Origin of the sequence: Shewanella sp. SNU WT4 (assembly GCF_006494715.1) — a bacterium.
In the GTDB taxonomy this organism is placed as follows: Bacteria; Pseudomonadota; Gammaproteobacteria; order Enterobacterales; family Shewanellaceae; genus Shewanella.
In genome coordinates this window covers 2,360,728-2,375,880 of sequence record NZ_CP041151.1, presented here as the reverse complement: position 1 = coordinate 2,375,880, position 15,153 = coordinate 2,360,728, and the positions used below count along the sequence as shown (strand labels likewise).

Genomic DNA, 15,153 nt, shown 5'->3' with positions numbered 1-15,153 from the left:
CATGAAAAAGACACGTTTTACAGAAAGCCAAATCATCAACATCCTCAAAGAAGGTGAATCAGGCGCCCTTACTGTGCCTGAGTTATGCCGCAAACATAATGTTGGTCAAAGTACCTATTACAAATGGAAATCGAAATACGGTGGGATGCAAGCCTCTGATTTAACCCGTATGCGTGAATTAGAAGCCGAAAATACCAAGCTTAAAAAGATGTTTGCAGATGTCAGTTTGCAAAACATGGCGTTAAAAGACATTGTTGAAAAAAAGCTATAAAGCCAGCAGAGCGGAAGGTGTTAGCCCACTATGCCATTAATGAATTTGGCCTAGGTGTTGTGTTGGCTTGTGATGCGCTAAGTATTAGTCGTTGCACATTTTATTACCAACTCAAGCGTATCGATGATAATGACATCATTGAGGCCGTATCAGGCATCGCAGAGAAGCATAGGGCTTATGGTTTTCGAAAGATATTTAAACGGTTACGCTTACTTGGTCATAAATGGAATCATAAACGTGTGTATCGCGTTTATTGTGGTTTAAAACTTAACTTACGACGTAAAGGCAAAAAACGTTTACCCTCACGTGAGCCAGAGCCACTAGCCGTTCCTGTAAAGGCAAATGAATGCTGGTCAATGGATTTTATGAGCGATAACTTGTTTTCAGGAAAGTCGTTCAGAACTTTTAATGTGATTGATGACTACCATCGTGAAGCTTTAGCGATAGAAGTGGACTTAAGCTTACCAGCGCAACGGGTCATACGAGTGCTGGATAGAATCGCAGCCTATCGTGGTTACCCAAAGCGCTTAAGACAAGATAATGGGCCAGAGTTTATCTCACATGCACTTGAGATGTGGGCCGAACAACACGGTATCAAGTTAGACTTTATTAAGCCTGGTAAGCCAACTCAAAATGCATTTATTGAACGATTTAACCGGACTTATCGAAATGAAGTATTAGACTGCTATTTGTTCAATAGCTTGACTGAAGTTAGGGAAATCACAGATAGTTGGCTTGAAGAATATAATTATGATCGGCCACATGAATCACTGAACGATCTACCGCCCAAGATGTATGAGCGATTAAATGAGGAAAACTCTCTTAAAATATGATCTATATAAGGGATGGTTACAATTAAATCGACGGCAGTTGATCCCCCCCTGTGTCAGGATTGTTGTCACCCTTAAATAATCATTATTTTTAAAGACAGGGTGCGGCAAAAGAGAACGATATGGCTCGGTATTCACCAGAGCGTAAAGAGGCGATCCTTAAAAAATTATTACCGCCTCACAATTTAACGGTCGCAGAGGTTGCTCGGGAAGAAGGCATTGCGGTGCAAACCTTGTATCATTGGCGAGATATTGTCAGAAAAGAAGGTCGCCCCGTGCCAGGTAAAACATTAACAACTGATGACTGGTCAGCTGAAGCTAAGTTTGCGGTACTCATTGAAACAGCCCCGCTATCGGAAGCCGAGTTAAGTCAGTATTGCCGTGAAAAAGGCTTGTTCCGCGAACAAGTACAGCAGTGGAAACAGGATTGTTTAGCTGGTTTTCAAACCTCAGAAGTACAAACCAAAACCATTAAACAGCAGGCCAAGGCTGACAGAGCCGAAATCAAATCATTGCAACGAGAATTGCGCTACAAGGAGAAAGCCCTGGCTGAAGCTGCAGCGTTACTGGTGCTCAGAAAAAAGCTCAATGCGCTCTGGGGGGACGACAGCGAGGAGAGCTAACTCCCTTGCCTGAGCGCATAGAATTGATTGCCTTAATTCAAGAGGCGTATACCAATGGTGCTCGCCTTTACAAGGCTTGTGCTGAAACTGGACTCAGTAAACGCACTTATCGACGTTGGTATCGAGCAGGCCAAGTGCAAGCCGATTTAAGACCAATAGCGGCTCGACCAGAACCGGCAAATAAACTCGAAGCACATGAGCGACAACAGATATTAAGTGTGTGTAATCAAGAGGAGTATGCCAGCTTACCACCGTCGCAAATTGTGCCGACATTATTAGATAGCGGAATTTATATCGCCTCAGAATCAAGCTTTTACAGAGTATTACATGCCAATAATCAACTTAATCATCGTGGTCGCACCCAGATTGCTGTAAATCGAAGCAAACCGTTAAGTTATCAGGCTGATGGGCCCAATCAAGTGTGGTCGTGGGACATCACTTATTTGGCTTCAACCGTCAAAGGCCAGTTTTATTATCTGTACATGTTTGAAGATATTTACAGTAGAAAAATAGTGGGTTACGAAGTTCACGAACAAGAATGCGGTGAGTACGCAGCCGCGCTAATCCAACGCTGCATGTTACGCGAGCAATGTTTTAATACGCCATTAGTGCTGCACTCTGATAATGGGGCGCCGATGAAGTCACTGACCATGAAAGCCAAGCTAGAAGAACTCGGTATTACGGCATCATTAAGTCGGCCGCGGGTGAGTAACGACAACCCCTTTTCAGAGTCATTATTTAAAACCTTAAAATACCGACCACAGTGGCCAAAATCGGGTTTTAGCAGTTTAGCTGGCGCAAGAGAATGGGTTGAGAAGTTTGTGAAGTGGTACAACGATGAGCATAAACACAGCCAGCTCAATTTTGTCTCACCAGGACAACGTCATGCTCAGCTAGATAACGCGATTTTAGCCAAGCGTAAGGAAGTGCTTGAAGCGGCAAAGGCAAGAAGACCGACGCGCTGGTCTAAAGACGTGAGAAATTGTGAGGCGGTTGGAGCCGTGACCCTAAACCCAGATAAAGCACCAATAGAAGGCGTAATAAATGCAGCTTAATATTTAAGCAAAGAGTGACAACTATCTTGAAAAACACCGATGGCAACATGGGCAATAGCGCTCGGCTAAGGCACGTTTGACCTCTGGGATTGCGGGGAAAGCGGCTCCCGCGACAGCCAACATCAGTTGAATTTGTTGCCTTAGCTTTTTGGCGTTGCCTTGCAGTAAGCCATAGTTCCGCACTCGCCGTAATACTTTAGGTAATACATGTTGCGGTACCAACCACAGAAATTCGACCGCGGGCAAGCGGCGTACTTGTTGGCAGCGAGTCTGACTGTCTTGATAGGTAAAACTCACCTGATTATCGACATGACGACAAATACTGCTGTCGGGTAAAACGTCCCGGTAAAGATAGCGAGACAGATATTGCAGTGCAGACGGACCTTGACCTATGAACTGACAATCTTACCTATGTCGCCAGACATTATCGCCTTAGTACACTAGAGACATAAGATTAGTGATTATCTTGATGTGTCAATTTTGCAACAATTGTGAGGTTAAATTGTTCGGGAAATAGAGCGTACCTTGGCACCAGATATAATGTATTAATCAGCAAGATAAATCACAGCTTCTTGATAGCTATCACTAATAACTTCTTGTACAAGCGTATACTCGCCTAAAGTTTAGAGGCGTGGACCCGCGGTGTTTTTCAAGATAGTTGTCACTCGCAGTAATTACAAAACCAGTGTTAAACGTAAACATTAGCAAGCTATTTGTTTCGCCAATGGTGTGTGGATTGTTCAACTGAGCATGAGTTGATTGGCTTTGATTATCAGCTTTGGCTGAGTAACCGCTAGGCACTTTATGGTGTCACGAACTTGAGCATTGCACCGGCCAGAACAAGTTAATCGAGCAATGTAGCGGCCATTTTGACGTTACATAAAAATAGAATTTTAAATTTATAGTGAAGCCGTTGTAGCAACCTAATCGGCAGCATGCCAACTGTGTTTTTTTCTTGTTGTTTTTATCTTGCACAGTCTGCGCTCATTACGCGATTACAGGCAATCACACGTGAGTTGCGCTTTTCGAGCGCAAGCATCTTCAATTTTCTACTCGCTCAGCGCTGCACTTGGCAAATAAGCCTTTCACACTCGTTGAAGAATTGTTGATTATTCAAGTGGAGATTGATGGTGTTGCGCATTTTCCTTCTGTGCTGGACGCCAGATTTACTGGCGTTCTACAAAGATGGCAACTTGCTCATTATTGAAAACAAGTCGGCCGAGATGGGTCTGGAAGACGCTTAAATACGTCACTTAAAGTTTAAGATAAAGGATAAAGAATGACGGTTAGGGTTTTAACGTGTACAGCAGCTGAAATTTTAGCGGGCAAACTGTCAGCTAGTGATGATGGAAAAGGAATTGTTGGTCAATTATCTATCCCTGAATATCAACGCCCTTATTGCTGGCAAGAGCAACAGCTTATGCAGCTTTTAACAGATATTCGAGCCCAAAAAGAGCAGTTATCAGACTTACCTTATTATCTCGGCAGTTTGATCCTGCATCAGGAAAACGGGAAACTGAACATTATTGATGGCCAGCAACGGGTTACAACGCTGGTGCTGATTGCCAGCTTACAACAAGGCCTGAACTTGGCATTGGTCAACTCGCTGGAATATGAACATCCCACAAGCCTGCAGCAAATTAAGCATAACCTAAAATGGCTGCAAAGCTGTTTTAGTGAAAATACAGCTTATTGGCAAAGCTTGATGGATTTTCATAAGCTGCAATTTACCCTGGTTATTACCCAAACAGAAGATGACGCCTATCGCTTTTTTGAAACGCAAAATACCGGCGGAGTCCGTTTGGCTGGTACCGATATTATTAAGGCGCATCATCTTCGTGCCGTCAGTAGTATGTATCAAAAAACATTTGCTAAACAATGGGAAGGGTTGGGTAAATTGGATGATACCGTCGGTGCACTGTTAAAGGGCCGCTATTGGCAAAAGATCAATATGCGAGAGTTGCCTTCACACCAACAGAAAAAAAAGCTTCGCGATACCATTGTATCCGAGCTTGCAGAGCAAACAGCTAAGGGTACGGACATTGCGTTTGGGCGCGTATATCGCCAGCTTGGCTTGGCTGGTGAGGTTCGCCAGCATCTGGATCAGCAAGGCTACGAATTACGTCAGCCGCTAAATGCCGGTGTAAACACCATTCGGTATTTAAGCTACTTTCAAAGCCTGTATCAACATTACTGGGAAAGGCCTGATTTGCCCGGTTTACCAGGGTATAACGCTTTCATAGCTTGGCTAAAAGGTTTGGAAGGCTGCGGTTATTTAGAAGGATTATACAAAGCCTGCCTGCTCCAATACATAAGCCAATTTGGTGAGAAGCAGTTGGAAGCCGCGGCCAAAAAGCTGTTTCGAGTGGTGTATTCTCGTCGGGTTAGTAACCAGAAAGCCGTGCGTGAAAATTCAATTTATGCCTTTGTTAGAGAAACTCCGGTTTTAGACTGGGTAGCACTTAGCTATACGCCAGAGCAGTGTTTCAAATACTTTGATAGCTTTACCCTCACCGTCGATGGCAGCAACCTCGATAGTAATAGCGTTAAAAAGCGTTATATGAGCAAGGTTTGTCAGTTCTTTGAATTACTCTTGGCTGTAGAGGATTATGAGCAGTGCTTCGCTCAGGCTTTAACGCGTAAAGTGGCAGGAGGGCTGTAATGATGTCATCGTCAATTCCTAATCAAGTTGAAACAGAACTGTTAACGTTACAGCAAGTACATGAACGTAAGTTGGGTTTCCTCATCCCAAGCTACCAACGTCCTTATGTCTGGACAGATGAGGATGCAGTGAAACTGTTCGAAGACATAAAAACGGCGTTTGAATCAAAAGAGGCTCAGTACTTTATTGGCAGTGCGCTTTCTGCCCGTCGTGATACTGCAACGCATGATGTGTACGAGCTGATTGATGGCCAACAGCGCACGACCACCTTGATGCTAATTTCTATTGCTTTTAGAGCTTCAAAAATACCTTGTGCCTTGGCTGAAGTTTCAGTGCTTGGCAAGCAGTCGCGTCTCGGTTTTGAAATTCGTGAATCGGTAAGCAACTTGCTCGGTTGCTTTGCTGGATTAGATGATTTGTTGCGGCCAAGTGATGAGGAGGTTAAGCAAGATGAATACTTAAGGCCCTTAGCAGCCAATTTGAATGTGCTACATCAATATGCTGAAAAACTAAAGGGAGTTGACGGCTTCGATCTTAGGGCTTTTGCCGACTACCTGTTCACAAAGGTGGTATGGGTAAATAATATCGTGCCGATAGCCATGGATTTGAATCGAATGTTCTCCAGCATGAATACCGCGGGTATTCAATTAGATCCAGTCGATCTGCTAAAAGCCCGGCTTTTAAAGAAAATAATAACCAAAAAGTCACTGTATAGCACGATCTGGCAAGCCTGTGAGCATCTAGACAATTACTTTGAGCGCAACCTACGACAGGCGTTTGAGAACGTAGATTGGAATTCTCTTTACTACAAGGATTTGTCGGCGTTAAGTGCAGCTTTTATTAAACAGGAAAATACGCATAACACAGAGTTAGGCACGGGTAAAACGGTGGCTTTGCTACTGGCAGAAGTTAATGCCGGTGATGCAACAGACAATGTAAAAGAGACGGTGCAATCTGATGGTACTGACAATATAGATGTCGAAACTGTGTATTGCCGCTCCATTATCAATTTTGAATTATTGTTAATTCATGCTCTGAGAATATTCTGTGCTCGAAATGGTTGGAATGATCTAAAGCCACGGATTAAAGCTGGTAATCTTTTGGCATGCTTTGATGTTCTGGTAAAACAGGATGAAAACGAAATTAAAGCTTTTATCGAACTACTGTGGCAAGTGCGTTACCAGTTCGATACTTGGGTGGTGAAATGGGTTGAACACGATGACAGGCAAGATCCCCATTTACGCTTAACCAATATCAACCGCTCGTTATCAAGCGGAAAATACTACATTAATCGTACAGCTAAGGATCTAAGTAATTTGGTGCAGTTGCAGGCTGTTCGTAACTTTACCGGTGACCGCTCAGCTCATTATTGGCTAACGGCATTACTGGGCAGCCTAATTGAGCAGCCTGATATGAATGAAGTACAGGTATTGGCAGCCTTAGAGCAATTGGACAACAACCTGTCATTAACTCTTGAAACTCAAAAAGACGCCAGCTTTAAGATTGCCAAGGGGATGTGCCCTGAAGTTGCCGAATGGAATAAACAAAAAGTTTACTTTGCCGACCCATTAGGTACACGGTTTGAACAATACTGGTTTCAAAAACTGGAATACTTGCTATGGAAGCAAGGAGATAAAACAGACGAGAAGCTTAAAAATTACCGCATTACCTCAAAAAACTCTGTGGAGCACGTTCACCCTCAAAATGAAGAGTATCATCGTCAGCTAGACAATAACCCATTAAACGCTTTTGGTAATTTAGTGCTGTTAAGCCCCAGTGAAAACTCTTCATACAGTAACCAGACGGTGGCAAAGAAAAAAGCAGATTTTGACTCTAAGCCGCGTTACGACGCGTTGAAGCTGAAAGATATTTTTGCAACGTACACACAATCAAATAACCAATGGGCTGCATTCGAAATAGAGAAACATCAGCATAACATGTTGGCATTGTTAGAAATACATTACTCAAAAATGGAGTTTTAGATGGGGTTTAAATCGTTTAGAGGAGGCCCGTTTAATCATAGCCATGAGAATCATGCCTTTAATGTATTACACGATATGCTTCAGACTGAATGGGAAGGCCGTGATGATCAGCTGTATTTATTCGGTAACTTTTTTTTTGCAGGCAAAGAGTTTGATGCGCTAATCATTAAGAACAATGCGATCGTCGTTATTGATTTTAAACATTTTGGTGGAGAGATTTCATTTTCAGAAAATGGGCCGTGGTACTGTGACGATGTTGTTGTTAAAGGCGGTAACAGTCGAAATCCATTTTTACAGCTTCGCAGTAATAAGTTTGCTCTACTCGACTACATAAAAAATGGACATATTGAAATTCAATCTAAACTAAACCTCGGTCACATAGCTGGTTTGGTGATGTTTGATCAACCAATAGAGATAGATGATACTCAGATACCACAACAAATTAAAAGCTGGTTTCATATATGTGACTTAAGTAAAGCTATTCGAACAATTGACGGTATAGCAAGCGCAGAGATTGATATATCTTTGCATGAGCTTAATATGATTGCTGATGCTTTTTCTGCGCCGGAATACTTCCCTGATGGTAAGCCTGTTACCAGAGCGATATCTGTTAATCCTGAAAGCTCATTCGAAACTGAATTTACGCCTACCGGGTTTCAAAAAGCAGTCTTAGAACAGGCAGAACGATGGTTAACGTCTGATATATGTGTCTTTGTTTTGAAAGGCATGTCTAGCACAGGTAAGCGAACCTTAGTTAGAGAAATAATTAAACGAATAGAGAATAGAAATAAAAGTCTGTTACTCTTGGCCCCGAATGCGCGTATTGCGAATAAGTATACCGAGATGGGGCTTGGCGAATTTTCCTCAATATATCAAGTACTCTATAGCAGTAAGAGTGATGGAGTAGTAAAAAAATCAAATGGCGTTGAGTTAGCTAAGCATCCTGTGATCCTTACTGGTGAACAAGTTAAAGACAAAGTTTTGGTTGTTGTTGAGTCGCATTTAATCAGCAATAGTTACTATGACATGGACAACGTAATTTTTGGGTCAGGTCATATGGTTAATGATCTATTAACTGCGTTTGAGAATAATTCGCCCAAATTACTTTTGGTTGGCGACCCATATCAACTATCTCGTGGAGACTTAGACCAATGTTTGTTATCAAGTCAGGCTATTCGTGACAAAGAATTAACCATAGAAGAAGCATTTTTAGTACAACAGATAGAATCAGAGCCTAAAGAATTACATGACTTTCAGTTTGAAATTGCGCAACAGATGCAACTCAAACATTTTAATAAATTGCCTGATGCAGAAAGTGAAGTCGTATCACAGGTAGAAAATAGTCCAAAAATTGGTACTGATATAACATCAGGGCGTTATCACGGTGTTTATTTAACAGCTTTGAATAATATGGCTCAGAAAATAAATTTTGCCGCTAAGCAAAAAGTTCTAAAACAAGCCAACCCCTATGTTCTAAATGCCGGAGATCTCATTGATTTCCATGCAAGTGCTCGAGTTAACAATCCGCTCAATAGCAACACTGAAATCGAGCCAAGCAATGATTGGGTACACTCAGGAGAAATAGCTACCGTTACTTCGGTTGATGATAAGATTGATACCATTGAGTTGCCATTAAAAGGCCGTGATATGCCGACAGTTGTGCGTATAGGTTATTTGAATTGCCGAGTGCCAAGCTTAGGTGATGTTAATGTTTCTTACATTATTGATTATTTACATGCGGATAAGCCGGAATTAAGTACTGACCAAATGTTAGTGCTAAGCATTAAAGCAAGAGAACAAGCTGTCGAAGCATTTAAAGTGCTCAAAGGTAAATTAGACTGCATCAATGACAAGAAATCTGATGAGTATCGATCAAAAAAGAAAAAGTATTCTGAATTAGTACAAAATCATATTGCTCATAGTCCTCTATTAAATGCGGCTAGGATTCGATACGCATACGCTATGACGGTGCATAGAGCGCAAGGAAGACAATGGAATTTAGTTTACTTAGATGCTAGCAGAGGTCCTAGCGGTTACTCTATTACCAATGACGGATTTTTTAGGTTTTTATATACAGCAAGTATGTCAGCTGAAAATGGTTTGACATTGCTCAAATACCCTAAATTAACTCCGCTATATCAGACCCAATTTATTCCAAACAACAATTGTAAAATTGGAATGTTTCCTGTAAGGAAAGGTTTTAACTATCAAATTCCTGATCAAGCAGAATTAGAAAGGTTCAATTACCCCGTTGGTATGAATACTGATGTAGTTGAGCTTAAAGCAATTTATTTTTCCGTATCAAATTGTTTGAGTAACTCTTCGTGGCGAATAAGTGAATTAAAGCAGCATAGCTATCAAGAGCTTTATACTTTTGAGCACAGTACAGGTAAGAAAGTTCGTGTTAGATTTACTTATGACAAGAGTATTAAAGTCAAAACATTAGCTTTTCCTGATGAGACAAAAGAGCCTAGTTTAAGCGAAGAGTTAAAAACACTTTTAGCAAGTGAAATAGCTTTCGCTGAAAGCAGGCTAAATACGGCTCTACAGTCACTACGAAATTTTGTGGAAGAATTAGGTTTCGAAGTAGTTGATGCGAAGCGTTCAGGTGACTGGGAGATGCAAGTTCTTTGCGCGAATGATAATGAGGCTATTCAGTTAAAAACTTGGGTCGTAAAAACTGGATTAGTATCGAAAATAATGCCGGAAAAAGCGACTTCTGAAGAGGTTGTAGGTCTTTTTAAGGAAGCTTTAAATGAGTAGTGAAGTATTTGCCCAAATTCGTGAACTCAAGCAGCAAGGCAATTTTGTTGAAGCATGGAACTGTGGTTACGTGGTTTTTCAAAATGAACCACGAAATACATATTTAAGAACCGCCTTATTTTGGGTTTGTTATGCGGCAATAAAGGCGATTCAAGAACCAATTTTAACTAGGCAAAATAAAGCCCCAAATGTCAATGAGCAGGATATAGTTAATTCGTGGATCAATTGTATTGGACTACTCAATTTAACCGTTCCATGTAAAGAACTAGATTTCAGATTTTTCAATCTATTTAAGGGCTGTGGACAGCACTATCAGTCATATATCCAGATGTTAACTTATTATGGTTCTAATCTTTATCAACAAGCCGATTTAAAGCCATATCAAACAGAAAAGGGAGAATACCCAAGTTTACTAGTTAGGTTATCAAGGCAAACGAGTAAAGCGTGGTTACAAAATCATAAACAATGGGTGTTGAACCTAGATGGTATATTAAATTTACTCAATTATGCGCTAAATAATGCCCTTGATAGAAACAAAACTTGGCTTCAATTTGATATTTCTAAATGCTTGGTTAGTGCGGGTAGATATGATGAGGCAAGAGAAGCCGCTTTATCAGTTCTACGACAAAAAATGTCTGAATCATGGGCTTGGGGTGCTTTAGCTGATACTTATATTGACCAGGAGCCCAAGGCCGCAATAGCTTGTTATTGCAGAGGGATTTTAGAAGCCCACGAACCTCCTTTTTGTATTCCAATGTATTATGGGTTAGCTCAGTCATTTACCAATAGACAAGAGTTCGATTTTGCATCGGCAGCGTTGAGTAAATTAATAGAAATATATAACGCAAACGGTTGGCAAATAAAGCCAGAGCATGAAGAGCTTATTCAGCAAGGGTGGTTTGATGCCTCAGTTTTTGTATCAGTTAACTTTTATGAAGTCATTAAAGCCAGAGCAAATGATGCTCTTAAATATGCAACTAAGAAGTTAGAAGTGGCTGTCGGTATTGTTGATTCTCATCATCGTTCAGGTAAGGGATTTAGTATATATCTTGATTTAAATAAAAAATTAAGCGCAAGAAAAGGCGTGTTTTTTGGCAAAGAATTACCAGAGGTAGGAACGTGGCTAGAGTTAAAACTTGCTAATGACGGACAGCAGTTAGAAGTAATGGAGGCACACAAGGTTGAATCAAAACAAAGTGAGTGTGTGAAATTAATTGAAGGTGTTCTTAAGTTGAACCCCAAGGGCTTTGGCTTTGTTGATGATGCTTTCGTGCCTCCTTATTTATTGAGCGGTTTCAATGATCAAGAGTATGTTGAAGCAATAAAGATTTTTGATAAAGATCCAAAGAAAGGAGTCTCTAGTTGGCGTGTGATTAAGCTGATAAAAGACTAACAAATCAATCAAATCGGGAAGTTTTAGCTCACACGATGTTCAGCTTCTGCTGTTTAGAGGAAATTATGGGATTCAAATTTCGAAAACGTATAAAAATTGCACCTGGGCTTCATGTCAACATTAGTCAAAGTGGTATCAGTACCTCAATCGGAAAGCCTGGTGCTACGTTAAATATTGGCAAAAATGGGGTTAAAGCGACTGTTGGAATTCCCGGATCTGGCCTGTCATATAGTCAGAATATTACGGATAGCGGCAGGCTGAACGAAGTCACGTCAAACACTGATAAGGGTAGTTTTTTACTAGGAAAAACGCTTCTAGCCATCGTGTTTTTCTTATTAGTAGCCAACTTTTGGGGTTCTCCTTCAGACTCAATCAACTCGTTTAGTACTGTTGAAATAAAAAGCTTACGTGTAAGGGCTGAACCAACGACTAACTCAATGGTTATCAGTCAATTGGCCGCAGGTGATAAAGTTGAAGTTATTCAAACAAACGGTAGGTGGGTGTTTATTGAAGGTAATGGGGTTAAAGGTTGGGTTGCTGCAGAGTATCTCTCAAATCCAGAGCCATAACAAATAAGGATAGGCCGCGCGTAGCCTCGACTTTATCCAATGTGTTGATCAAGCCCGATGCTGGTTATTGACACTTTATTAGGCAAAGGGCTGACTGAAAATTTGTGCTGGCGAAGGTCGTATTTTGAAAGAGCTTTTTATGCAGGCATGACTCGTCCTTAGTGAATGAGCTAATATTTTTATTACTTGTTCATTAAGCCGTTATCGAGTCTTCATTCTGTTGGATTAACCCGTTATCCTTATACTTCTCGCCTTAGGCGGTGATATTAACCCCTGCCGGACGATGACGCATATGAATGCCCATGAAATGCATCGCGAGGTGGCAACAAGGGCAATAGCGCACGTCTAAGGCACGTTTTACCACTGGTATTGCGTGAAAGCCGCTCATGCGACAGTCAGCATTTGTTGGATTCGTTTCCGTAGTTTTTAGACATTACCTCGCAGTAAACCATAGTCCCGTACTCGCCGTATTTGCAGGCAAAACTCTCTTTTTTCCGCACCTACCTTCCATTATCGGCTTCTCTTTGTTGAGTAATAACCCTATTTTATTACATACTACTGAGCTTGTGATGAATGCTGTTAACGGCTGTAATAGCAGTGTATTTATCAGCCAACAGGAGTTTGTATGGCTATGGTTAAGGGCACAAAAGAGTACCAACGCAAGAAATCACTGGGAGAGTTGGGAGAGTTGTTCGCTGTAAAAGCCCTTGTTGACCAGTGCTACGACAAGATAAGAAACCTCAATGACGTAAAGATGAATTTCCCTTACGCTGACCTTTATGGTGAGATTGACGGGCAAAAGCAAGTTATCAGTGTCAAAGCTCGGAATATGTACCAAAGTAATGGTGCCCTTAATAGTACCTATAACCTTGGTGACGATTGTCGAGTTCTGGCAAAGGTAGCTGAGGATGCTTTTGACGCTGAAGCATGCTGGATGGCCGTTCAGTTCGACACAGAAACATACACTATTTATATGGGCAAGCTTTCTGAGTTAATTGATAGAAACTCGATACCGTTAAAGCGCTGCGCTGATGGAACAATTGGGAAGTGCCTGGTCAAAGACAAAAAGCACTATTTTGACTTCAGCTACTTCAAGCAGCAGGGAGTAAAAGATTAGCCATGTGTAACCTAGATGTTTCAAGAATGTTTGACACCGTTAAAGAGAGTGTTCGTGTAATTAAGAATGACTTGTCGTTAACAATTGAGTTCGCATCAATTAAGTGGGAAGGACCTCATACACCAACATTAGATTGGGTTGTCTATAAGGTACTCCCTCTTGACTGTCGCCTGAATGTGGAGATAGCAAGGCTATTAAGAAGCAAGCATTTTGGTTATTGCCGAACCTGTTTCAGTTATAAGGTTAGAGGGCACATGCACAGTAAGGAAATGTGTCAATCTTGCGCTACTCAGTACCTTCAAGTGGTTTATTGAGGTAATAATGGTTAAACATTTTTTTGATATTAATCCGCTTGTTAGTGTTCTTGCTAAGATTTCTAAGGATTGTCCAATTGAGCGTTTTGACTGGTATTTCCCTGATTACTCCCCAATGGACATTCCTGAAAATATTACGAGCGGTTATGGCAGAAACATTTATTTGAAAGATAACTTTCACGGCATTATAAACGATGACCAATTGCTTGATAGTCACTATTGGGTTGTTCATGACTGGGGCGGTATTAAGGCGTTCAAGCGACACGCTAGGAATGACAAAAGAATCCATGATTTTATCACTGAACTTAACAAGGGTAAGTTGACTAAAAAGACATTTGATGCAATTTCATCTGTGTCTAAGATTGCGTCATTCATGCAGCCAGATAAATATGCTGTTTATGACTCCCGTGTTATCTACTCCTTAAACTGGTTGTTGTTCAACTATGCCAATTCACAATCAATGTTCCCTCAACCTGTTGGGCGTAATCTTGAGTTAGTAAAGTATGATATGCAAACGATATTCAGGCTTTCTGGTCGTAATGTTGAGTACATATCTCATAAAATTGCGTTCCAAGAATACTGTGCGCTGGTTAAGGATTTATCTGTTAGGGTTTATGGTGAAGGTAGTAAGCCCTACATGGTCGAAATGCTGCTATTTATGATTGCTCCTACTTGGATTGTCTCTGAAATAGCAAGATCGGTTACAGTGTCTATAAATTTGTTGAAGTGATTGATATTGATAGTTTTTATTGTTAGGCATGGCTACTAACAATTATGTGATCACAGCTAATCCACACTTATTGTAGGGTAGCCCCTATGTCAGAATTGTAGCCCTCTAAATAATCGTATTTTTAATGACAGAGAACGGCAGATTATTATCACAGAAGCAAAATTTATCTTTGGCAATACTGTCATTGAATGTTATCGAAAGTGTGCACTTGAAAATGGGAGTATTACCGAGGGCGCTGAGCTCAATGATTATCTCTGATAGTGTCAATAATCGCCGTAATAGCAATGTGTTGAATATTGCATTACCTGGGAGTGAGCAGATTTGAGCTATGCACAGCCAGTTTTATCACCGCAGAACACTAGGTACATAAGATGAGTGATTATCTTGGTGTGTTAAATACGCATCAAATGTTAAGCTAAATTGTTCGTGAAATAGTGCGTACCTTGGCACAAGATATAATGTATAAATTAACAAGATATATCACAACTTCTTGATAGCTATCACTAATAACTTTCTCTACAAGCGTATACTCACCAAAAGTTTAGCGGCTTGGGATCCGTCACTCACAGTAATTACAACAACAGTGTTAAACCTAAACATTCGCATGGTAGAAGCGCTAACTACAGGCGGTAGCCTGCCTTGTTTTCGAGGTGAGACAGAAAACACGCCATATACCGACAACTAAATTTGTTGTTCAAGTAAAAATTGACCAGTTCACTAGTGTTTGCCAATCCTACTTGGTGTTGTGGCATAAACTCCAGGTCTGTTCTGATAGCGTAGAACTCACTGGTTAAGCAAAACTCATTATCAACATCGGGACAATACAACCAGGTTATTAATTTAA

Annotated in this window: 9 protein-coding genes and 2 pseudogenes; 9 read left to right on the top strand and 2 right to left on the bottom strand. The window is 40.9% G+C overall.

The window, feature by feature from the left end:
- The first annotated feature begins 1 nt into the window (after position 1).
- A protein-coding gene (locus FJQ87_RS10685; RefSeq protein ID WP_206194397.1) for an IS3 family transposase occupies positions 2–1,104 on the top strand; the annotation gives its coding sequence in 2 pieces (ribosomal slippage) (positions 2–266 and positions 266–1,104; 1,104 coding nt in all).
- Between the two features lie 119 nt (positions 1,105–1,223).
- Positions 1,224–2,779, top strand: a protein-coding gene (locus FJQ87_RS10680; protein WP_140932616.1) for an IS3 family transposase whose coding sequence is annotated in 2 segments (ribosomal slippage) — positions 1,224–1,686 and positions 1,686–2,779 — 1,557 coding nt in all. Because the reading frame shifts where the segments join, the coding sequence is not laid out codon by codon here.
- A 21-nt stretch (positions 2,780–2,800) separates the two neighbouring features.
- On the opposite strand, the pseudogene FJQ87_RS10675 reads toward FJQ87_RS10680, so the two are convergent.
- Positions 2,801–3,184 (bottom strand): annotated as a pseudogene (locus FJQ87_RS10675) (transposase); the annotation flags it as partial.
- 874 nt (positions 3,185–4,058) lie between these two features.
- Between FJQ87_RS10675 and FJQ87_RS10665 the strand changes: the two are divergent.
- The 5 genes from FJQ87_RS10665 to FJQ87_RS10645 all read left to right on the top strand — a co-directional run bounded on the left by FJQ87_RS10665 (position 4,059) and on the right by FJQ87_RS10645 (position 12,148).
- Positions 4,059–5,441 (top strand): DUF262 domain-containing protein, encoded by a 1,383-nt coding sequence (locus FJQ87_RS10665; protein WP_140932615.1) that lies wholly within the window; start codon positions 4,059–4,061, stop codon positions 5,439–5,441.
- A complete protein-coding gene (locus tag FJQ87_RS10660) occupies positions 5,441–7,423 on the top strand; it encodes a DUF262 domain-containing protein (RefSeq protein WP_240778688.1) in 1,983 nt (660 codons plus the stop codon). The genes FJQ87_RS10665 and FJQ87_RS10660 overlap by 1 nt, the downstream gene beginning before the upstream one ends.
- Positions 7,424–10,186, top strand: coding sequence for an NERD domain-containing protein/DEAD/DEAH box helicase (locus tag FJQ87_RS10655; protein ID WP_140932614.1), 2,763 nt, complete (start codon positions 7,424–7,426; stop codon positions 10,184–10,186).
- Positions 10,179–11,579 carry a hypothetical protein gene (locus tag FJQ87_RS10650; RefSeq protein ID WP_140932613.1) on the top strand — a complete coding sequence of 467 codons (1,401 nt, stop codon included), beginning with the start codon at positions 10,179–10,181 and terminating at the stop codon, positions 11,577–11,579. The genes FJQ87_RS10655 and FJQ87_RS10650 overlap by 8 nt, the downstream gene beginning before the upstream one ends.
- A 65-nt stretch (positions 11,580–11,644) precedes the next feature.
- Positions 11,645–12,148, top strand: a complete 504-nt coding sequence (locus FJQ87_RS10645) for a DUF4236 domain-containing protein (protein ID WP_140932612.1) — start codon at positions 11,645–11,647, stop codon at positions 12,146–12,148.
- 253 nt (positions 12,149–12,401) lie between these two features.
- Here the strand turns inward: FJQ87_RS10645 and FJQ87_RS18840 are convergent.
- Positions 12,402–12,619 (bottom strand): annotated as a pseudogene (locus tag FJQ87_RS18840) (IS91 family transposase); the annotation flags it as partial.
- Between the two features lie 154 nt (positions 12,620–12,773).
- Here FJQ87_RS18840 and FJQ87_RS10635 point away from each other — a divergent pair.
- Together FJQ87_RS10635 and FJQ87_RS18770 are read left to right on the top strand one after the other, a co-directional pair.
- Positions 12,774–13,265 (top strand): hypothetical protein, encoded by a 492-nt coding sequence (locus tag FJQ87_RS10635; protein WP_168195175.1) that lies wholly within the window; start codon positions 12,774–12,776, stop codon positions 13,263–13,265.
- Between the two features lie 321 nt (positions 13,266–13,586).
- On the top strand, positions 13,587–14,309 hold the full coding sequence (locus FJQ87_RS18770; RefSeq protein ID WP_206194339.1) for a hypothetical protein: 723 nt from the start codon (positions 13,587–13,589) through the stop codon (positions 14,307–14,309).
- Positions 14,310–15,153 lie beyond the last annotated feature (844 nt).